Origin of the sequence: Allobrachymonas wangyanguii, assembly GCF_045055315.1 — a bacterium.
In the GTDB taxonomy this organism is placed as follows: Bacteria; Pseudomonadota; Gammaproteobacteria; order Burkholderiales; family Burkholderiaceae_C; genus Brachymonas; species Brachymonas wangyanguii.
The window spans coordinates 266,264-286,839 of the sequence record NZ_CP173677.1; the positions used below are offsets into that span (position 1 = coordinate 266,264).

Here is a 20,576-nt window from a genome sequence, read left to right on the forward strand (position 1 = left end):
TTACTTCCCTCCGAACAGGCGCTTGAAGAAGCCCGGCTTTTCAGCGTCGATGAAGCGCAGCGGCTTGTCCTGGCCCATGAAGCGGTCGATCACGTCGCTATAGGCCTGGGCCACATCGGTACCAGTGGACAGGATCGCCGGCGAGCCCTGGTTGGAGGCCTGCAGCACGGCTTCGGATTCGGGAATCACGCCGATCAGCTTGATGCGCAGGATGTCCTGGATATCCTCCAGCGACAGCATCTGGCCATCGGCCACGCGGTTCGGGTTGTAGCGCGTGATCAGCAGGTGCTCCTTGATCGGCTCCTTGCCTTCGGAGGCGCGCCTGGTCTTGCTGCCCAGCATGCCGAGGATGCGGTCGGAGTCACGCACGGAGGAGACTTCGGGGTTGGTCACCACCAGCGCCTCGTCGGCGTAGTGCATGGCCATCATGGCACCGCCCTCGATACCGGCGGGCGAATCGCAGACGATGTATTCGAAGCCCATGGCGGCCAGGTCTTCCAGTACCTTGCCGACGCCTTCCTTGGTCAGGGCGTCCTTGTCGCGTGTCTGGCTGGCGGCCAGGATGTAGAGGTTGTCGACCTGCTTGTCCTTGATCAGCGCCTGGTTCAGGTTGGCCTCACCCTGGATCACGTTGATCAGGTCGTACACCACGCGGCGTTCGCAGCCCATGATCAGGTCCAGGTTGCGCAGGCCGACGTCAAAGTCGATGACGGCGGTCTTGTGGCCACGCATGGCCAGGCCGGTGGCAAAGCTGGCGCTGGTGGTGGTCTTGCCTACACCCCCCTTGCCGGAGGTCACGACGACGATTTTTGCCATGTTGGGATTTCCTTGGTAATGGATATGAAGATTAACTCAGGGGTTCGAACAGCATTTTTTCGCCGTCCAGCCGCACTTGTGCCGGCTTGCCGGCCACCTCGGGCGGCAGCTCCTGTTCGCTGGTGCGGTAGATGCCGGCAATCGATACCAGCTGCGGCTGCAGGCAGGTGGTAAAGATGCGGGCATCGGTATTGCCGCGCGCGCCGGCAATAGCGCGGCCGCGCAGCGGCGCATAGACGTGCACATTGCCGTCGGCGATGACCTCGGCACCGTCGCTGACCATGGCCAGCACGACCAGATCGGCACCACGCGCATAGACCTGCTGGCCGGAGCGCAGCGGCTTGTCGATCACCATGGTGACGGGGGCCGGTGCCGGCACTTCGCGCACCACCTCGACCTGCTGCACCACGGTCTGCGGTGCCGGTGCGGGAGCCGCTGCCGGGGCGGCCACGGCACGCGCCGGCAGCTCTTCGGGGGCGGCGGCCAGGCCTTGGGCCAGCGCGGCCTGCATCTGCTCCGGTGAACCGCCGCGGACGGCAACCGGCAGCGTGCGGCGTGCGCGCAGCAAGGCCACCAGCGCGGCGAAATCGATGGTCTCGCCGTGTACGGCAGCCAGGTCGATCACCAGGGCATCGTGGTCGAAAAAGTCGGGATCGTCACCCAGTTGGGCGTCCAGCCCGGCTTGCAGCAGGGACAGGTCAGGGGACTTGAGCAGCAGGGCCACCGTGGACAGGAAGGCGCTCTTGAATTCGAAACTCGGCGTTGCCGTAGCGACGGTCATGGTGGTGGTCAGAAAAAACGGTAACGGTAAAGCCATGAGTTTACCGTCTGCAGCGCGGCTTCATGTATCAGCCAGTTACGATCCAACGCGAATTTGACGCGATATCGGCGGCAGGCTCCGGGAACTTCCGGCATCATGGCCGTATCGTTCAGGAGTCCTGCACTGCAACATCGCTGCTGCAGCAGCAGGCCGACACCTCTCCTGGTATCCGGCATCGGGCCGGATCCGCAACAGGACACCAACAAGACCATGTGGAAAACCCTCAAGAGCCACCCCTGGTGGATTGCCTTCTCTGTCGCCGTGCTGGTACTGGCCGGCTGGCTGATTTACAGCACCTTCTTGGCCAAGCCGGAAACCCCGCCGCTGATTACCGCGCCGGTGCAGCGCGGCAGCCTGGAGGACAGCGTGCTGGCCGCCGGCACGATCCAGGCCTCGAACCTGGTGAACGTGGGCGCTCAGGTATCGGGCCAGGTCAAGAAGCTGTACGTCAAGGTCGGTGACCAGGTGCAGGCCGGCCAGCGCATTGCCGATATCGACGCCGTGACGCAGAGCAACAACCTGCGTGACGCCGAGGCGGCGCTGGCTTCGGCGCGGGCGCAGAAGGTGGCCAAGCAGGCGGTGGTGGACAAGGCGCTGACCGAGTACAACCGCCAGAAGTACATGTACGACCGCGATGCCGCCAGCAAGGCCGATTACGATGCCGCCCGCCAGACCCTGGCCACGGCACGCGCCGACCTGAAGACGGCCGATGCCAGCATCGCGCAGTACAACGTGCGCATGCAGACGGCGCAGGCCAATCTGGGCTACACCCGCATCACCTCGCCGGGCGCCGGCACCGTGGTGGCCATCGTGACCGATGAAGGCCAGACCGTGAACGCCAACCAGACCGCGCCGACCATCGTCAAGGTGGCGCAGCTGGACACGATGACGATCCAGGCGCAGATTTCCGAGGCGGACGTGCCGCGCGTCAAGCCCGACATGCCGGCCTATTTCACCATTCTGGGCGAGCCGGAAAAACGCTATTCGGCTACGCTGCGCAGCATCGAGCCGGGCCCGATCGACATGGAAACCTACGATGGCAGCGCCACCAGCAGCTCCAACACCAGTGCCGTCTACTACAACGGCCTGCTGGATGCCCCCAACGCCGATGGCAAGCTGCGCATCCAGATGACGGCGCAGGTCTCCATCGTGCTGGCCGAAGCCAAGGATACGCTGCTGATTCCGGCCGGTGCGCTGGGCAAGCGTGCGCCGGGCAGCAAGGAACCGGTCTATCCGGTGCGCGTGGCCAGCGGCGAGAAGGGCAAGGAAACCGTGGAAACGCGCCAGGTGCGCATCGGCCTGAACAACCGCGTGCAGGTGCAGGTGCTGGATGGCCTGAAGGAAGGCGAGCTGGTGGTGGTGGGTGATTCTGCCGCGGGCGGTGCCAACTCGCCGGCGCGCCGCACGCCGCGCATGTTCTGACGGAAGCGCCATGACTGAAACCCGATCCCCTGCTGGCACGGACGAGCGCATTCCGCTGATGCGGGTGCGCGGCGTGACGCGCGAATACCCGGCCGGCGACGATGTGGTGGCCGTGCTCAAGGACATCGACCTGGACATCCATGCCGGCGAGATGGTGGCGATAGTCGGTGCCTCCGGCTCCGGCAAGTCCACGCTGATGAACATCCTGGGCTGCCTGGATCGCGCCACGCGCGGCAGCTACCAGGTCGCCGGCAAGGAAACCGGCCGCATGGAAGCCGACGAGCTGGCGCGCCTGCGCCGCGAGCACTTTGGCTTCATCTTCCAGCGCTACCACCTGATGGGCGACCTGAACGCGCTGCAGAACGTGGAGATTCCGGCGATCTACGCCGGCGTCAATGTGGAGCAGCGCCACCGGCGCGCGCAGCAGCTGCTGGAACGACTGGGCCTGGGCGAGCGCATCCACCACCGGCCCGGCCAGCTTTCGGGTGGCCAGCAGCAGCGTGTCTCGATTGCGCGTGCGCTGATGAACGGCGGAGACGTGATTTTGGCCGACGAGCCGACTGGCGCGCTCGACAGTGCCAGCGGTGTCGAGGTGATGGCTATCCTGAAAGAGCTGCATGCCGCCGGCCACACCATCATTCTGGTAACGCACGATGCCCAGGTGGCGGCGCATGCCGAACGCGTCATCACAATCAGCGATGGCCGCATCGTTGGCGATACGCGCAACAGCGATGCCCCGGCGTCTGCCGTCAAGGACAACAGCGGCGTGCCGCAGCAGAAGAACAGCTGGGCCGCGACCTGGGGCCGGCTGGGCGAGGCGCTGCAGATGGCGGTGCGCGCCATGGTCGGCCACAAGATGCGTACGCTGCTGACCATGCTCGGCATCATCATCGGCATCGCCTCGGTGGTGTCGGTGGTGGCGCTGGGCGAGGGCTCGCGCCAGCGTATCCTGCAGGACGTCAGCAGCATGGGCACCAACACCATCGATGTCTATCCCGGCACCGGCTTTGGTGACCGGCGCTCGGGCCGCATCCGTACGCTCAAGCCATCCGATGCGCAGGCGCTGGCGCAGCTGAATTACGTTGATAGCGTGACGCCGAACGTGCAGACCAGCGCCATGCTGCGCCGCACCAACGTCGAGAAGAACGCCACCGTGCAGGGCGTCGGACCGCAGTTTTTCCAGGTGCGCGGCTACACCCTGGCGCAGGGCGTGAGCTTTGACGATGACAGCGTGCGCACGCAGAACCAGGATGCGGTGATCGACCCGAACACGCGCGATGCCTTTTTCCAGCCGGGCGAGAACCCGCTGGGCAAGGTGCTGCTGATCGGCAGCGTGCCGGTGCGTGTGGTGGGCGTGACCGAGCCCAAGGACAGCATGTTCGGCGCGGCTGACACGCTCAACATCTGGCTGCCCTACACCACGGTGATGGGGCGCATCATGGGCACCGACTACCTGCGCGGCATCACGGTGCGCGTCAAGGACGGCGCCGACAGCAAGGCGGCCGAAGAGGGCATCACCCAGCTGATGGCGCTGCGCCACGGCAAGGTCGATTTCTTCACGCAAAACTCGGACAGCATCCGCCAGACAGTGGAAAGCACGACCCAGACCATGACGCTGCTGATTTCCGCCATCGCGCTGATTTCGCTGATCGTGGGTGGCATTGGCGTGATGAACATCATGCTGGTATCGGTCACCGAGCGCACCCAGGAAATTGGCGTGCGCATGGCGGTGGGCGCGCGCCAGGGCGACATCCTCAAGCAGTTCCTGATCGAGGCGGTGCTGGTGTGTCTGCTGGGTGGCGTGCTCGGCGTGCTGCTGGCGCTGACCGTGGGCTGGATCTTTGCCCAGTTTGGCGGCAATTTCCGCATGATTTTTTCGGTCGGCTCGATTGTGGCGGCCTGTTTCTTCTCGACCCTGATCGGCGTGCTGTTCGGTTTCCTGCCGGCGCGCAATGCGGCGCGGCTGGATCCGGTGGATGCGCTATCGCGCCAATGACATGAGTGATTCCATGATGAAGACGATGTTTGCTGCCGCCGTGTGGCGCCGCCACAGCCTGGGCGTGATCGCCGCCGCCAGCCTGCTGGCCGGCTGTGCTGCCACGCCGTTCCAGAGCCCTGCCGTGCAGGTGCCCGGCCAGTGGCAACAGGGTGCCAGCCAGCCGACTACCGGCAGCCAGGTGGCGCAGCGCGACCGCTGGTGGACGCAGCTGGGTGATCCGCAGCTGGCCGCGCTGGTCGATCTGGCCCTGCAGCGCAACAATGACCTGGCGGCGGCGGCCTACCGCGTGCGCAATGCCCAGCTGCAGGCCGGCAATGCGCTGGGGAATCGTTTTCCGACGCCCAGTGCCAGTGTTGGCACCAGCGCCAGCCGCGTGCTGGACAGCGGTGCCGGTACCAGCCGCAGCCACAATGCCAGCCTGGGTGCCAGCTGGGAGGCCGACCTGTGGGGCCGCCTGTCCTCGGCGCAGCGCGCCTCCGACTGGGAGGCCGCCGCCACCGAAATGGACCGCCAGGCGGTAGCGCAGGCGCTGATTGGCACCGTGGCCGGCACCTACTGGCAGCTGGCCGTGGCAGAGAGCAAGCTGGCCAGCCAGCAGCAAAGCCTGGCACGTGCCAACCGCACGCTGGAGCTGGTGAACGTGCAGTACCAGGCCGGCGCGATTTCCGGGCTGGAACTGGCGCAGGCGCGCCAGACCCAGGCCAGCCAGCAGGCGCAGATCAGCCGCTACCGCCAGCAAATCGTCGAGCTGCGCAACGCCATGGCGCTGCTGTTTGACAGCGCGCCCGACCAGCTGCCGCCCGAGGCGCGCAAGCCGCGTCTGCCGAATACACGCGCGCTGCCGGTGATTCCCGCTGGCCTGCCGTCCGAACTGCTGGGCCGCCGCCCGGACTTGCTGGCCGCCGAAATGCGGCTGCGCTCGGTGCTGGCCAATGCCGATGCGGTGCGCGCCAGCTATTACCCGGTGCTGAGCCTGACCGGCTCTATCGGCAACAGCAGCCGCGACCTGTCCGATCTGCTGGAGAACCCGATCGCCACGCTGGGTGCCGGCCTGGCGCTGCCGTTCCTGCGCCTTGGCGAAATGCGCCGCAACACGGCCATCGCGCAAAACCAGTACGAACAGGCCATCATCAACTTCCGCCAGACGCTGTACCAGGCCTATGCCGATGTCGAAAACGCGCTGGCTGGCCGCCGCAACCTGGCCGATCAAGAGACGCAGTTGCGCCGCTCGCTACAGCAGGCCGCGCGCACCGAAGAGCTGATGGAAGTGCGCTACCGCGCCGGCGCCGTGGCGCTCAAGCTCTGGCTAGATGCGCAGGAAACGCGCCGCAGCGCGCAGCTGGCGCTGGAAGACGTGCAGCTGGAACGCCTGAATAACCTGGTGGCGCTGTACCAGTCGCTCGGCGGCAGCCCGGTGTTGCAGGCCGTGCCCTTGCCGGAGGCGCGCCCCAAGGTCGGCAACGCGGGCCTGTTCCCGACGCAGCTGGCACCAGCGCACTGAGCGCCGCCGCAGTCCGTTACCATGGGGCTTTTGCCGAACGGGCCCCTGCATGACCGATTCCGTCCACACCGTTTCCCTGTCTGACCTGACGGCGCTGCTGGCGCGCATTTTTGAGCGCCACGGCTGTTCGGCCGAAGTCGCCGCCATTCTTGCCGCCAACTGTGCCGCTGCCCAGCGCGATGGCGCCGACAGCCATGGCGTGTTCCGCATGCCCGGCTATGTCTCCACGCTCAAGAGCGGCTGGGTCGATGGCCGCGCCGTGCCGCAGGTGCAGGATGTGGCGCCCGGCTTTGTGCGCGTCGATGCGCGCAACGGCTTTGCCCAGCCGGCGCTGGCGGCGGCACGTCCGCTGCTGCTGGAGAAAGTGCGCCGCAACGGCATCGCCTTGCTGGCGATCCGCGATTCGCACCACTTTGCCGCGCTCTGGCCCGACGTCGAGCCCTTTGCGGATGAAGGGCTGGTGGCGCTGAGTGTCGTCAACAGCATGGCCTGCGTCGTGCCGCACGGCGGCCAGAAGGCCTTGTTCGGCACCAACCCGCTCGCCTTTGCCGCACCGCGCGCCGGGGGCGATCCGCTGGTGTTCGACATGGCCACCAGTGCCATCGCGCATGGCGATGTGCAGATTGCCGCACGCGAAGGGCGCTTGCTGCCGCCGCAGCATGGCGTCGATGCCAACGGCCAGCCAACGCAGGATCCGCAGGCGATCCTGCAGGGTGGGGCGCTGCTGCCGTTTGGCGGCCACAAGGGATCGGCACTGTCGATGATGGTGGAGCTGCTGGCCGCCGCGCTGACCGGTGGCGATTTCTCGTTTGGTTTCAGCTGGGCGCAGCATCCGGGAGCGCAGACGCCGCGTACCGGCCAGCTGCTGATCGTGATTGATCCGGCAGCAGGTGCCAGCGCAGCCGGCTTTGTCGATCGGGCTGAGGCGCTGGTACTGGCCATGCGCGAGGCCGGCCAGACGCGCATGCCCGGCGAGCGCCGCTACCGCCAGCGCGCGCAATCGGAGCGCGACGGCATCGCCTTGCCGGCGGCGGAGTGGGCGCGTCTGCAGGCACTGGCCGCAGCGGTTTGAGGCTGCCGCTTCCCGCCCTGTACGCCCGGGAGGCAGGCTGCTACACTGGGGTTGGTCCATCGTCATTCCAGCGGCAGTCAGCCCGGTATGCAGGCAGGCTGCCCTGAACGTGTATGTTTTCCCAACCTTGATCGAGGAGACAAGTCCATGGCAGCCATGATGAAAGCAGCAGTTTTCGTTGAACCCGGTCGTATCGAGATCGCCGACAAGCCGATTCCCGATGTCGGCCCCAACGACGCGCTGATCAAGATCACCACCACCACCATTTGCGGTACCGACGTCCACATCCTCAAGGGCGAGTATCCGGTGGAAAAAGGCCTGACGGTTGGCCATGAGCCGGTCGGCATCATCGTCAAGCTCGGCAGCGCGGTGAAGGGCTACCAGGAAGGCCAGCGCGTGATTGCCGGTGCCATCTGCCCCGACTTCAACAGCTACGCGGCGCAGGATGGCGTGGCGTCCCAGGACGGCAGCTATCTGGTCGCCAGTGGCCGCTGCGGCTGCCATGGCTACAAGCTCACCGCCGGCTGGCGCTTCGGCAACCTGATCGACGGTACCCAGGCCGAATACGTGCTGGTACCCGATGCCCAGGGCAACCTGGCGCCGGTGCCGGACGGCCTGACCGATGAGCAGGTGCTGATGTGCCCGGACATCATGTCCACCGGCTTCGTCGGTGCCGAAAACGCCAACATCAAGATCGGTGACACCGTGGTCGTGATCGCGCAAGGCCCGATTGGCCTGTGCGCCACCGCTGGTGCCAAGCTGCGCGGCGCCACCACCATCATCGCCGTGGACGGCAACGACGAGCGCCTGGCCGTGGCCAAGCAGCTCGGTGCCGATGTCACCCTGAACTTCAGGAACGTCGACGTGGTGGACGAGGTCATGAAGCTGACTGGAGGCCGCGGTGCCGACAGCGCGATCGAGGCGCTGGGCCTGCAGAGCACCTTCGAGCAGGCGATGCGCTGCATCAAGCCGGGTGGCACGCTGTCCAGCCTGGGTGTCTACTCTACTGACCTGAAGATCCCGCTCGGCCCGTTTGGTGCCGGCCTGGGTGACCACAAGATCAACACCGCGCTGTGCCCGGGTGGCAAGGAACGCCTGCGCCGCCTGATGAACGTGATCGAATCCGGCCGCGTGGACCTGAAACCGCTGGTGACGCACGAGCGCAAGCTCGACGACATCGTCGAGGCCTACGATCTGTTCGCCAACCAGCGTGACGGTGTGCTGAAGATCGCCATCAAGCCCTGATGGCGCGGCTGGGCACCAGCCTGTAGCCTGCAGACCCGCCCGGCCCGGTGCCGCGCGGGTCTGTCTTTTGGTGCCGACGAAAGCCCCTGTTCGGGTTATCGGCAATCCCGTCCTACAACAATGGGCCGCGGAAAGCTGCATACTGGGATCATCACATTGTAGGAGGAGCCCAAGATGACAGACCTGTCCGCCTTTCCCGTCACCCGGCGCTGGCCCGCGCAGCATCCGGAGCGCATCCAGCTGTACAGCCTGGGCACGCCCAATGGCCAGAAGGTGTCGATTGCGCTGGAGGAACTGGGCCTGCCCTACGAGTTCCACCGCGTGGACATTTCGGCGGACGACCAGTTCACGCCCGAGTTCCTGAGCATCAACCCCAACAACAAGATTCCCGCTATTCTCGATCCGGCCGGGCCGGGTGGTGAGCCGATGCCGCTGTGGGAAACCGGCGCCATCCTGATTTATCTGGCAGAAAAGACCGGCCAGCTGCTGCCGCAGGATCCGGTGCAGCGCTACCAGGCCATCCAGTGGCTGATGTGGCAGATGGGTGGCGTTGGCCCGATGTTTGGCCAGGTCGGCTTTTTCACCCGCTATGGCGGCAAGGACTTTGAGGACAAGCGCCCGCGCGACCGTTACGTGAACGAGGCGCGCCGCCTGCTGGGCGTGCTGGATCGCCGGCTGGAAGGCCGCGACTGGGTCATGGGTGACTACAGCATGGCCGATATCGCCATCTTCCCCTGGGTGCGCTGCATGCGCGACGTCTACCAGGCGGGAGAGCTGGTCGGTATCGATGAGTTTGGCAACGTACTGCGCGTTCTGGAGGCGTTTCTGGCGCGTCCTGCCGTGCAAAGGGGACTGGCATGAGCAAGAAACTGGACAATATTCCCTACTGCGACCCGGTCACGGGGACGTGTACGCCGGATACCCCGGCTGCCGATAGCGGCAAGCTGCAGGATATTCCCTACTGCGATCCGGTGACCGGTAGCTGCACCCCGGGTGCCGGCCCCGAGTCTGCCCAGCAGCCGGCCGCGACGGACGAGGAAGACGGCGAAGCCGATGATGCTGAAGCGAGTAGCCAGGAAGTGATCTACATCGGTGATCCGATGTGTTCCTGGTGCTGGGGCATGGAGCCGGGCCTGCGCACGCTGCACAAGGCCGCGGCCGAAGCCGGCCTGCCCTACACCATCCTGGTCGGCGGCCTGCGTCCGGGCGGTGGCGAAGCCTGGGACGATGCCATGCGCCAGTTCCTGCGCCACCACTGGGAAGAGGTCTGGACGCGTACTGGCCAGCCCTTCAGCTACGAGCTGCTGGACGACAAGGAGCGCAGCTTCGATTACGACACCGAGCCGCCGTGCCGCGCTGTCGTGATCGCACGCGAGATGCTGCTGGAACGCGAGGATGAGGAATCGGCGCTGCACGACTTCTTTGCCGGCATCCAGCACCATTTCTATGCCGACAATGCCGATCCGGGCCAGGTGGATTTCTACCGCGAGATCTGCGCGCAGACCGGGCTGGATTTCGCAGTGTTCAGTGAGCGCTTTGCCTCGGAAGAAGCGCGCCAGGCGACCTACGCCGAGTTCAACATGGTGCGCGAGTGGGGCGTCAGCGGCTTCCCCACGGTGGTGCTGCGCAAGGGCAGGGAACTGCACCTGATCACCAGCGGCTATGCCACTGGCAAGGCGCTGGTGCACGCCATGAAGGACCTCATGGCGGCCTGAAACAGCCGGCAAAATCGCTGCGATAGCCGCTACGATAGAGCCCCCGGCATGGACAGCATCCGCTGTCGCTTGCCGCGGCTGGCTGCTCCCTGACGCCCCGGCCTGTCCCGGGGCGCTTGCGTTGTGCCGGCCCACAAGACAAAGGAATCCCGTGTTCAAGAATCTGATCCTGTTTCGTATTGGTCCCGACTGGAACCCCGGCGTTGCCACGCTGGAGGCTGGTCTGGACAAGAACCGTTTCGTGCCCTGCGGCCCGACCCAGCAGAAGGCGCTGGGCTGGGTGGAGCCGCGTGGCGAGGCCGGCGGTGCATTGGTGGAAAGCGTGGGTGGCCACTGGCTGCTCAAGCTGCTGACCGAGCAGCGTGTGGTGCCGGCGTCGGCCGTCAAGCAGCGCGTGGACGAGATCGTTGCCCACATCGAACAGACCACCGGCCGCAAGCCCGGCAAGAAGGAACAGAAGGAGCTGAAGGAACAGGCGCTGCACGAACTGCTGCCGCGCGCCTTCACGCGCCAGTCCGCGACGCGCGTCTGGATTGCGCCGCAACAGCGCCTGCTGGTGGTGGATGCCGGCAGCCAGGGCAAGGCCGACGAGGTCACCACGCTGCTGGTGAAGGAGTTCGAGGGGCTGGCGCTGTCGCTGATACAGACCGCGGTGTCACCGGCTGCCGCCATGACCGACTGGCTCGGCACCGGCGAGGCACCGGACGGCTTCAGTATCGATCGCGAATGCGAGCTGAAGACCATGGACGAGATGAAATCGGTGGTGCGCTATGCGCGCCATCTGCTCGATACCGACGAGGTGCGCCAGCACATCCTGGTCGGTGGCAAGGTGCCGACACGCCTGGCCATGACCTGGCAGGATCGTGTCTCCTTCACGCTGACCGATACGCTGCAGCTGAAAAAGCTGGCGTTCCAGGACGTGGTGTTCGAGGACAAGTCGCCCGATGATGACGGTTTCGATGCCGATGCCGCGATTGCCACCGGCGAGCTGATCGCCTTGCTGCCGGATCTGTTCGCGATCCTGGGAGGCGAGCAGGAGTTTGGTGCCGCCACTCCGGCGGTGCAGGCACCGCTGCACCTGCATGTGGCGAGTGGCGTGGCGGCGACAGAAACGGCAACGGTGGCCGAAGCCACCGCTGACGATACGCCGCCCTGGGAAGACTGAGGGCGGCAGGCGGCGCTGCCGCTCAATCGTAGCTGCGCGCGTCCTCGATCACCTTGCCGTCATTCGGCAGGCTGCCCGGGGTGCAGAAGCTGACATCGGCGCGCAGCTTGGTGACTTCGCGCACGGCATTGGCCAGGCCCTGCAGCAGCGCATCGGACGGCTGGCCGCACTCCACCTGCAGCGTCATCTGGTCGTTGGCCATGGCACCGCTGACCACCAGCCGAGCCTTGACCACTTCCGGGAAACGGCGTGCCACTTCGGCCACCTGCGCCGGATGCACGAACATGCCGCGCACCTTGGTCGTCTGGTCGGCGCGACCCATCCATCCCTTGATGCGGGTGTTGGTGCGGCCGGTCGGACACTGGCCGGGCAGCACGGCGGACAGGTCGCCGGTGCCAAAGCGGATCAGCGGGTAATCCGGGTTCAGCGTGGTGACAACCAGCTCGCCGACTTCGCCTTCGGCCACCGGGTCGCCTGTGCCGGGACGTACGATCTCGACAATCACGTGCTCGTCCAGCACCATGCCTTCACGCGCCTTGGTCTCGTAGGCGATCAGGCCCAGATCGGCGGTGGCGTAGCACTGGAACACCTGCACGCCGCGCTCGGCAAACCAGTCGCGCAGGCTGGGCGGGCAGGCCTCGCCGCTGACCATGGCCTTGGTCACCGAGGGCAGGCTGACGCCCATCTCGGCGGCTTTTTCCAGGATGATCTTGAGGAAGCTCGGCGTGCCGACATAACCGGCCGGATGCAGCTCCAGCATCGCCTGCACCTGCTGTTCGGTCTGGCCGATGCCGCCCGGGAACACGGTGCAGCCACGGGCGTGGGCACCGTTTTCCATCATGCTGCCGGCCGGCGTGAAGTGGTAGCTGAAGCAGTTGTGCACCAGCTCACCACTGCGGAAGCCGCTGGCGTGCATGGCGCGGCCCATGCGCCAGTAGTCGCGCGCCTTGCCTTCAGGCTCGTAGATCGGGCCCGGGCTGGCAAACACGCGACCCATGTTGGGGCCATAGCCAATCGCGCTGAAGCCGCCAAAGGCGTTCAATGCGCGCTGCGCCTTCTGGCGCTCCAGCAGTTCGTACTTGCGCGTCACCGGCAGCGTTGCCAGTGCCTCGCGGCTGGTGATGCTGGCGGCATCCACGCCAGCTAGGATCTCGGCCATGGCCGGCGAGTTCTGCTGGGCATGGGCAATCTGCTTCGGCAGGGCGGCAAACAGGGCGGCTTCGCGCTCCTCGGCCGGACGGATTTCCAGGGTGTCGTAATAGGTCTGCATGGTCGGACAGAAAGCAAAAGGTCAGATGGAGGGCGCAGCCAGCCTGCACGCGGCAGTGGCGTGCGCCCAGGGCTTGAAAAATCCGGAGATCCGGGCCGGCTTCAGGCCAGCCAGCGCTTGCGGCGCTTGTAGCTCTTCACGTCCTTGAAGCTCTTGCGTTCGCCGCCACCCATGCCGAGGTAGAACTCCTTCACGTCCTCGTTGCTGGTTAGCTGTTCGGCGGTGCCATCCATCACGATGCGGCCGCTTTCCATGATGTAGCCGTAGTCGGCGTACTTCAGCGCCATGTTGGTGTTCTGCTCGGCCAGCAGGAAGGTGGTGCCTTCCTTGGTGTTCAGGTCCTTCACGATCTCGAACACCTCTTCCACGATCTGCGGCGCCAGGCCCATGGAGGGCTCGTCCAGCAGCACCATGTTCGGGTTGCTCATCAGCGCGCGGCCGATGGCGCACATCTGCTGCTCGCCGCCGGAGGTGTAGGCGGCCTGGCTGGTGCGGCGCGTCTTCAGGCGCGGGAAGTAGTTGTAGACCTTTTCCAGGTTGGCGGCGATTTCGCCACGGTCCTTGCGCGTGTAGGCACCGGTCAGCAGGTTTTCCTCGATGGTGAGGTGGGCGAAGCAGTGGCGGCCTTCCATCACCTGCACCACGCCGCGCTTGACCAGGTCGGCCGGCGACAGGTTCTGGATCTGCTCGCCGCGGTATTCGATGGTGCCCTTGGTGACTTCACCGCGCTCGCCGGCCAGCAGGTTGGAAATGGCGCGCAGGGTGGTGGTCTTGCCGGCACCGTTGCCGCCCAGGATGGCGACCACGCCGCCTTCGGGCACGCTCAGGGACACGCCCTTGAGCACCAGGATCACGTGGTTGTAGATGACTTCGATGCCGTTGACCGTGACCAGCGCGGGTGCGTCGAGGCGCGGGTTGGCGGCTGCGGCGGGGGTGGTGGTGTCCATGGGCGTTGTCTCCGTAGGTATTGTTGTCGGTGGGGCAGGGTGCCGGCACTGGCAAGGGGGCGCGGGGGCACCGCCTTGCCGCTGCCAGGGCAGCGGGGCAGTCCGGCTCAGCGGACTGCCGGGATCAACGATCAGGCGTTGCAGTCTTCAGCGGTACGGGCCTGGATGCCCTTCTCGCTGGCGTACTTGGCAGCGCCTTCCTTGATCAGCGGATCCAGCACGGCGGCATCACCCTGGATCCAGTCGGTCTGGATGTTCCACTTGCTGCCGTCCCAGGTCTGGACGCGGGCCGCGGTAGAACCCATGTGGTCCTGGCAGGTGGTGGCGATCGGGTGGATCATGTCACCGAAGCCCAGCGCTTCCAGCTTGGCCTTGTCCAGGTTCAGGTTCTCCATGCCCCAGCGCACCTGCTCGGCGGTCATGACCTTGCCCTTGCCGAACTTCTCCTGGGCTGCCTTCACGGCTTCAACCGACAGCATCTGGATCGCGACGCCGCGGTTGTACAGCACGGTACCGACTTCGTCACGGCTGGAGGCAGTGCCGTTGTTCTTGTCATAGACGTGCTTCAGGATGTCCTGGATCACCGGATACTGCTGGCCGCTGCCGTTCAGTGCCAGCGCGTTGTAGCCGGCGGCACCCTGGCCCACGTCCTTCACGTCCGGCTCGGCACCGGCCCACCACACGCCATACATCTTGTCGCGCGGGAAGCCGGTGGCTTGCGCTTCCTTCAGGGCGGTGGAGTTCATCACGCCCCAGCCCCACAGCAGCACATAGTCAGGCTTGCTCTGGCGCACTTGCAGCCAGGTGGCCTTCTGTTCCACGCCCGGTGCGGTTACTGGCAGCATCTGCAGTTCGAAGCCGTGCATTTCGGCACGCTTCTGCAGCAGCGGGATCGGCTCCTTGCCGAACGGGCTGTCGTGGTAGACCAGGGCGATCTTCTTGCCCTTCAGCTTGTCCAGGCCGCCTTCCTTCTGGCCCAGGTGCTGGATCAGCACGTCAGCGCCGGTCCAGTAGCTGCCCATGTTGGGGAAGTTCCACTTGAAGTGCGTGCCATCCTGCGACACCGACAGGCCGTAGCCGAAGGTCTGCAGCGGGATCTTGTCGACCGGGGCCTTCTCGGTCAGGGCGAAGGTAATGCCGGTGGATTGCGGGTCGAACATGGCGACGCCGGGCTTGGTCTTCAGGCGCTCGTAGCACTCCACGCCGCGGTCGGTGGCGTAGCCGGTCTCGCACTCCTCGAAGGCAATCTTGACGCCATTGATGCCGCCGTCACGCTCGTTGACCAGCTTCAGGTAGTCCTGCTTGCCGTCAGCCCACGGGATGCCGTTGGGTGCGTAGGGGCCGGTACGGTAGGACAGCAGCGGGAAGAACTGCTTGTCGGCGCTGGCTTCCACGGTGACGGACTTGCCGCCGCCGCCGGTGGCTGCCGGGGCGGCAGCGGTGCCGGCTGCAGCGCCGGAGGCTGCGCCACTGGCAGCAGTACTGGTGCTGGAACCCTTGTCGCCGCAGCCGGCCAGGGCCAGCAGGGCTGCAGCGGCAACGCTCAGCAGGGCGGGGCGGAATTGGAGTGTAGTCATGGGTTTGTCTCCTGGTGTGTTGAAAGTGGAAAAAGTGGGAAATTCAGATTCGGAAAAAGGACAGTCGGATTGGCAATCAGTGCGGGAAGGGCCAGATCCGGAGTTTCTGCTTGGCCATGCTCCACAGCTTGGCCAGGCCATGCGGCTCGACGATCAGGAACCAGACGATCAGCGCGCCGAAGATGGTGAACTCGATGTGCGAGATGGTGGCGGTGGACATGCTCATGCCGAACAGGCCAGCCACGAAGGGCAGGAAGTTGGTCAGGAAGATCGGCATCAGCACGATGAAGGCGGCACCGAAGAAGCTGCCCATGATCGAGCCCATGCCGCCGATGATCACCATGAACAGCAGCTTGAAGGACAGGTCCACGCTGAACGCGCCCGGCTCCCAGGAGCCCAGGTGGATGAAGGCCCACAGCACGCCGGCCATGCCGACAATGAAGGAGCTCACGGCAAAGGCCGACAGCTTGGCGAACATCGGACGGATGCCGATCACCGCAGCAGCCACGTCCATGTCGCGGATCGCCATCCATTCACGGCCGATGGCGCCACGGACCAGGTTCTTCACCAGCACGGCACTGATCACCAGCACGCTCAGCACGAACAGGTAGCGGGCCACCGGCGTATCCAGCGGGATGCCGAACAGGCTCAGGTTGCTGACCGAGACCGAGCCGGACGCCGAGTTGTTGGTCAGCCACTTGATGCGCAGGAACATCCAGTCGCTGAAGAACTGGGCGGCCAGCGTGGCCACTGCCAGGTAGAGGCCTTTCACGCGCAGCGAGGGCAGGCCGAACAGGATGCCGAAGGCCATCGCGCACAGGCCGCCAAACAGCAATGAGATGATCAGCGGCATGCCGTCGACACGTGCCAGCAGGTTGAAGGCACCGTAGGCGCCGACCGCCATGAAGGCACCGGAGCCGAGCGAGATCTGGCCGCAGTAGCCAACCAGCACGTTCACGCCCAGGGCCGCCAGACACATGATCAGCAGCGGGATCAGCACGGCGTTGAACCAGTAGGGGCTGGCAATCGCCGGCACCACGATGAACACCACGGCCAGCAGCGCCAGCATGAAGAAGCGGTCCTGCTTGATCGGCAGCATGGCCTGATCGGCACGGTAGGTGGTCTTGTATTGACCGTTTTCGCGGTAAAGCATGGGAAGTCTCCAGTTTTATCGTTATGGGTTACACGCGATCGATGATCTTTTCACCGAACAGGCCTTGCGGACGGAACAGCAGGAACACCAGCGCCAGCACATAGGCAAACCAGATCTCGATGCCGCCGCCGACCATGGGGCCCAGGTAGACTTCGGACAGCTTCTCGCCGACACCGATGATCAGGCCGCCGATGATGGCGCCGGGCACCGAGGTCAGGCCGCCCAGGATCACCACCGGCAGGGCACGCAGTGCCACGGTGGCCAGCGAGAACTGCACGCCGAGCTTGGAGCCCCAGATCATGCCGGCCACCAGGGCGACGATACCGGCCACGCACCAGACGATGACCCAGATGCGGTTCAGCGGAATGCCGATCGACTGGGCGGCCTGGTGGTCGTCCGCCACGGCGCGCAGGGCACGGCCGGTGGTCGTCTTCTGGAAGAACAGCGTCAGCGCGGCAACCAGCACGGCAGCAATCGCGGCTGCAATCAGGTCTTCACGGTTGATCAGCACGCCGCCTTCGATCAGGCCTTCCATCACCAGCACCGGATCCTTGGGCATGCCGATGTTGATCGAGTAGATCTGGCTACCGAACAGGGTCTGGCCGACGCCTTCCAGCAGGTAGGTGATACCCAGCGTGGCCATCAGCAGCGTGGCACCGTCCTGGTTCACCAGGTGGCGCAGCACCAGGCGCTCGATCAGCCAGGCCACCACGAACATGATGAGCGCGGCGCCGATGAAGGCGATCAGGTTGGCGGCAATCATGTTGCTGATGCCGAGGTACTGCGGAATCCATTCGGCCAGGCGCGCCATCGCCAGTGCGGCGAAGAGCACCATGGCACCCTGGGCAAAGTTGAACACGCCGCTGGCCTTGAAGATCAGCACGAAGCCGAGCGCGACCAGCGAATACAGCATGCCGGTCATCAGGCCGCCGAGAAGGGTTTCGAGGAAAAATCCCATGTTGTTGTCTCCTTGCGTGGTCGCCGGTTCAGTGGCTGGAGCCCAGATAGGCCCGGATCACGTCTTCGTTGTTGCGCACTTCTTCGGGGCTGCCGTCACCGATCTTCTTGCCGTAGTCCAGCACCACGACGCGGTCGGAAATGTCCATCACCACGCCCATGTCGTGCTCGATCAGCACGATGGTGGTGCCGAATTCCTCGTTCACGTCCAGGATGAAGCGGCTCATGTCCTGCTTTTCCTCGACGTTCATGCCGGCCATCGGTTCGTCCAGCAGCAGCACCTGCGGCTCCATCGCCAGTGCGCGGCCCAGGTCGACGCGCTTCTGCAGGCCGTAGGGCAGGGTGCCGACCGGCGTCTTGCGGAAGGCCTGGATTTCCAGGAAGTCGATGATGCGTTCCACGTATTCGCGGTGGCGGATCTCCTCGCGCTCGGCCGGGCCGAAGCGCAGTGCCTGCAGGAAGATGTTGCTCTTGATCTTCAGGTTGCGGCCGGACATGATGTTGTCGAGTACGCTCATGCCCTTGAACAGAGCCAGGTTCTGGAAAGTACGGGCCACGCCCATCTCGGCCACCTGGCGGCTGTTCATGTGGTCAAAGGTCTTGCCACGGAAGGTGATGGAACCTTCGGTCGGGGTGTAGACGCCGTTGATGCAGTTCAGCATCGAGCTCTTGCCGGCGCCGTTGGGGCCGATGATGGCGCGGATCTCGTGCTCCTGCACGTTGAAGGAGATGTCGGTCAGTGCCTTCACGCCGCCAAAGCGCAGGCTGATGTTCTTGATGTCAAGAATGACGTCGCCGATTTTTTTCGTAGTCATGTTGCGGTCTTCCGTCGGTCGTGATCAGGCCGCGGCCTGGGTGGCAGGGAAGGTCTTGGCGTCGGCGAGCTTCAGCGTGGCGCTGACCTTGCCGGTGCGGCCATCGTCGAACTTCACCTGGGTCTCGATGAACTGCTCGGACTTGCCCTCGTACAGCGCGTCCACCAGCACCTTGTATTTGTCGGAGATGAAGCCGCGGCGCACCTTGCGGGTACGGGTCAGCTCGTCGTCGTCCGGATCCAGCTCCTTGTGCAGCACCAGGAAGCGGGCGATCTGGGTATCGGCCATGCCGGCTTCGCGCGCCAGGTCGGCGTTGACCTTCTCGACGCACTCGCGCACCATCTCCAGCACCTGCGGCTTGGCGGCTAGATCGACATAACCGCCATAGGGCAGGTTCTGGCGCTCGGCCCAGTTGCCGACGGCTTCGTAATCGATGTTGATGAAGGCCATCACGCTGTCGCGGTCGTGGCCGAAGCAGACCGCTTCCTTGATCTGCGGGAAGAACTTGAGCTTGTTCTCGATGTAGTTGGGTGCGAACATGGCGCCGCTGGCCAGCTTGCCCACGTCCTTGGCACGGTCGATGATGCGCAGCTGGCCATCGCTGTCGATGACGCCGGCATCGCCAGTCTTGAAGTAACCGTTCTCGTCGATCACCTCGGCGGTGGCGTCGGGGCGCTTGTAGTACTCCTTGAGCACCGACACGCCCTTGACCAGCACCTCGCCGTTATCGGCAATCTTCAGCTCGATGCCGGGAGCGGCCTCGCCCACGGTGTTGAGCTTGACGCGGCCGTTCTGCTGCAGGCAGACATAGGCGCAGGTCTCGGTCTGGCCGTAGAGCTGCTTGAGGTTGACGCCGATGGAGCGGAAGAAGCGGAACAGGTCCGGGCCGATGGCGGCACCGGCGGTGTAGGCGACGCGGATGCGGCTCAGGCCCATCACGTTCTTCAGCGGACCGTAGACAAACCAGTTGCCCAGCGCATACTTGATGCGGTCGCCGGTGCCCACGCTCTTGCCGTCCAGGATGTCGGAGCCGACGCGCTGCGCCACGTTCATGGCGGCCTTGTACATCTTCTGCTTGAGCTTGCTGGCGTCTTCCATGCGGATCGAGACCGAAGTCAGCATGCCTTCGAACACGCGCGGCGGCGCGAAGTAGTAGCTTGGGCCGATTTCGCGCATGTCGATGCTCAGCGTTTCGGCCGATTCCGGGCAGTTGATGGTGAAGCCGGCCACCAGCCACTGCGCAATCGAGAACAGGTGGTCACCCACCCAGGCCGGCGGCAGGTAGCAGATCATGTTGTCGCCGGGGTTCAGGCCGTCGACCTGCTGGCCACCGCGCGCGGAACCGATGAAGCTGGCATGCGTCTGGCACACGCCCTTGGGCTTGCCGGTGGTGCCGGAGGTGTACAGGATCACCGACACGTCATCGGGCTGGATCTGGTCTACCGACTGCTGGTAGAAGCCGGGATGCTGCTGCTCGTAGGCGCGGCCCAGTTCGAACAGCTCGTCCACGCTGATCAGGCCCGGCTCGCTGTAGTTGCGCATGCCGCGCGGATCGTCATAGATGATGTGCGAGATGCCGGGCATGGTTTCGCGCAGCTCCAGCATCTTGTCGACCTGCTCCTGGTCTTCGGCAAACACGAAGTGGATGTCGGCATCGCCTAGCACGAAAGCCATTTCAGTGGCTACCGCATCCTGGTACATCGGCACCGGAATGCCGCGCAGGCTCTGCACCGCCAGGAAGGTCAGGTACAGGTGCGGCCGGTTGTTGCCGACGATAGCCATGTTGTGGCCGGCCTGGAAGCCCAGGCTGGCCAGGCCACCGGCCATCCAGCGCACCTCGTCGGCAGCGCGCTGCCAGCTCCAGGTCTGCCAGATGCCATATTCTTTTTCCCGCAGGGCGTGGGCCTGGGGGCGCTGGCTTGCATGCTCCAGCAGCAATCGGGGGAAGGTCATGGTCATGCGCTTGCCTCGTTGTCTCCGTGTGTTTGTAGAAGTCCGTTGCGTCAGTAACAAGTCGCTACGGGCTAAATGTCTTTGGCGAATGTTATCGGTGACTTTGTTGTTTGAGTGTCTTTTTGCTGACAATCTAGGGCAATCCCTCT

General features: G+C 65.0%; 17 protein-coding genes. 8 read left to right on the forward strand and 9 right to left on the reverse strand.

The annotated features are described in order from the left end of the window. Positions 1 to 816 (reverse strand): septum site-determining protein MinD, encoded by an 816-nt coding sequence (gene minD, locus ACI3EV_RS01235; RefSeq protein ID WP_329770645.1) that lies wholly within the window; start codon positions 814 to 816, stop codon positions 1 to 3. Positions 817 to 847: 31 nt separating this feature from the next. Next, a complete protein-coding gene (gene minC / locus ACI3EV_RS01240; protein WP_329770646.1) occupies positions 848 to 1,597 on the reverse strand; it encodes a septum site-determining protein MinC in 750 nt (249 codons plus the stop codon). 249 nt (positions 1,598 to 1,846) lie between these two features. On the opposite strand from minC, the gene ACI3EV_RS01245 reads away from it, so the two are divergent. From ACI3EV_RS01245 to ACI3EV_RS01280, 8 genes are all read left to right on the forward strand, one after another. Further along, on the forward strand, positions 1,847 to 3,058 hold the full coding sequence (locus tag ACI3EV_RS01245; protein WP_329770647.1) for an efflux RND transporter periplasmic adaptor subunit: 1,212 nt from the start codon (positions 1,847 to 1,849) through the stop codon (positions 3,056 to 3,058). Between the two features lie 10 nt (positions 3,059 to 3,068). Continuing rightward, positions 3,069 to 5,054 (forward strand): MacB family efflux pump subunit, encoded by a 1,986-nt coding sequence (locus tag ACI3EV_RS01250; protein ID WP_329770648.1) that lies wholly within the window; start codon positions 3,069 to 3,071, stop codon positions 5,052 to 5,054. Between the two features lie 13 nt (positions 5,055 to 5,067). Next, positions 5,068 to 6,558: an efflux transporter outer membrane subunit gene (locus tag ACI3EV_RS01255; RefSeq protein ID WP_337691949.1), complete on the forward strand. Its 1,491-nt coding sequence runs from the start codon at positions 5,068 to 5,070 to the stop codon at positions 6,556 to 6,558. Between the two features lie 49 nt (positions 6,559 to 6,607). After that, complete coding sequence (locus tag ACI3EV_RS01260; protein ID WP_337691948.1) at positions 6,608 to 7,630, forward strand: Ldh family oxidoreductase; 1,023 nt, start codon at positions 6,608 to 6,610, stop codon at positions 7,628 to 7,630. A 147-nt stretch (positions 7,631 to 7,777) separates the two neighbouring features. Beyond that, positions 7,778 to 8,875, forward strand: a complete 1,098-nt coding sequence (locus ACI3EV_RS01265; protein ID WP_329770651.1) for an NAD(P)-dependent alcohol dehydrogenase — start codon at positions 7,778 to 7,780, stop codon at positions 8,873 to 8,875. A gap of 174 nt (positions 8,876 to 9,049) precedes the next feature. Continuing rightward, positions 9,050 to 9,736: a glutathione S-transferase N-terminal domain-containing protein gene (locus ACI3EV_RS01270; RefSeq protein WP_329770652.1), complete on the forward strand. Its 687-nt coding sequence runs from the start codon at positions 9,050 to 9,052 to the stop codon at positions 9,734 to 9,736. Continuing rightward, complete coding sequence (locus ACI3EV_RS01275) at positions 9,733 to 10,590, forward strand: DsbA family protein (protein WP_329770653.1); 858 nt, start codon at positions 9,733 to 9,735, stop codon at positions 10,588 to 10,590. The genes ACI3EV_RS01270 and ACI3EV_RS01275 overlap by 4 nt, the downstream gene beginning before the upstream one ends. Before the next feature lie 151 nt (positions 10,591 to 10,741). Beyond that, a complete protein-coding gene (locus tag ACI3EV_RS01280; RefSeq protein ID WP_329770654.1) occupies positions 10,742 to 11,755 on the forward strand; it encodes a recombination-associated protein RdgC in 1,014 nt (337 codons plus the stop codon). 22 nt (positions 11,756 to 11,777) lie between these two features. Here ACI3EV_RS01280 and ACI3EV_RS01285 read toward each other — a convergent pair whose 3' ends face one another. The 7 genes from ACI3EV_RS01285 to ACI3EV_RS01315 form a co-directional block, all read right to left on the reverse strand. Further along, positions 11,778 to 13,025: an AMP-binding protein gene (locus ACI3EV_RS01285; RefSeq protein WP_329770655.1), complete on the reverse strand. Its 1,248-nt coding sequence runs from the start codon at positions 13,023 to 13,025 to the stop codon at positions 11,778 to 11,780. Positions 13,026 to 13,126: 101 nt separating this feature from the next. Beyond that, positions 13,127 to 13,972 carry an ABC transporter ATP-binding protein gene (locus tag ACI3EV_RS01290; RefSeq protein WP_329770656.1) on the reverse strand — a complete coding sequence of 282 codons (846 nt, stop codon included), beginning with the start codon at positions 13,970 to 13,972 and terminating at the stop codon, positions 13,127 to 13,129. Between the two features lie 131 nt (positions 13,973 to 14,103). After that, the gene (locus tag ACI3EV_RS01295) at positions 14,104 to 15,549 is read right to left on the reverse strand and encodes an ABC transporter substrate-binding protein (protein ID WP_329770657.1); all 1,446 of its coding nucleotides are present in this window, start codon (positions 15,547 to 15,549) and stop codon (positions 14,104 to 14,106) included. 76 nt (positions 15,550 to 15,625) lie between these two features. Next, positions 15,626 to 16,702, reverse strand: coding sequence for a branched-chain amino acid ABC transporter permease (locus tag ACI3EV_RS01300; protein WP_329770658.1), 1,077 nt, complete (start codon positions 16,700 to 16,702; stop codon positions 15,626 to 15,628). Positions 16,703 to 16,730: 28 nt separating this feature from the next. Then, positions 16,731 to 17,660 carry a branched-chain amino acid ABC transporter permease gene (locus tag ACI3EV_RS01305; protein WP_329770659.1) on the reverse strand — a complete coding sequence of 310 codons (930 nt, stop codon included), beginning with the start codon at positions 17,658 to 17,660 and terminating at the stop codon, positions 16,731 to 16,733. A 28-nt stretch (positions 17,661 to 17,688) separates the two neighbouring features. Then, positions 17,689 to 18,474 carry an ABC transporter ATP-binding protein gene (locus tag ACI3EV_RS01310; RefSeq protein ID WP_329770660.1) on the reverse strand — a complete coding sequence of 262 codons (786 nt, stop codon included), beginning with the start codon at positions 18,472 to 18,474 and terminating at the stop codon, positions 17,689 to 17,691. A 24-nt stretch (positions 18,475 to 18,498) separates the two neighbouring features. Next, on the reverse strand, positions 18,499 to 20,433 hold the full coding sequence (locus tag ACI3EV_RS01315) for an AMP-binding protein (protein ID WP_329770661.1): 1,935 nt from the start codon (positions 20,431 to 20,433) through the stop codon (positions 18,499 to 18,501). Between the last annotated feature and the right edge of the window lie 143 nt (positions 20,434 to 20,576).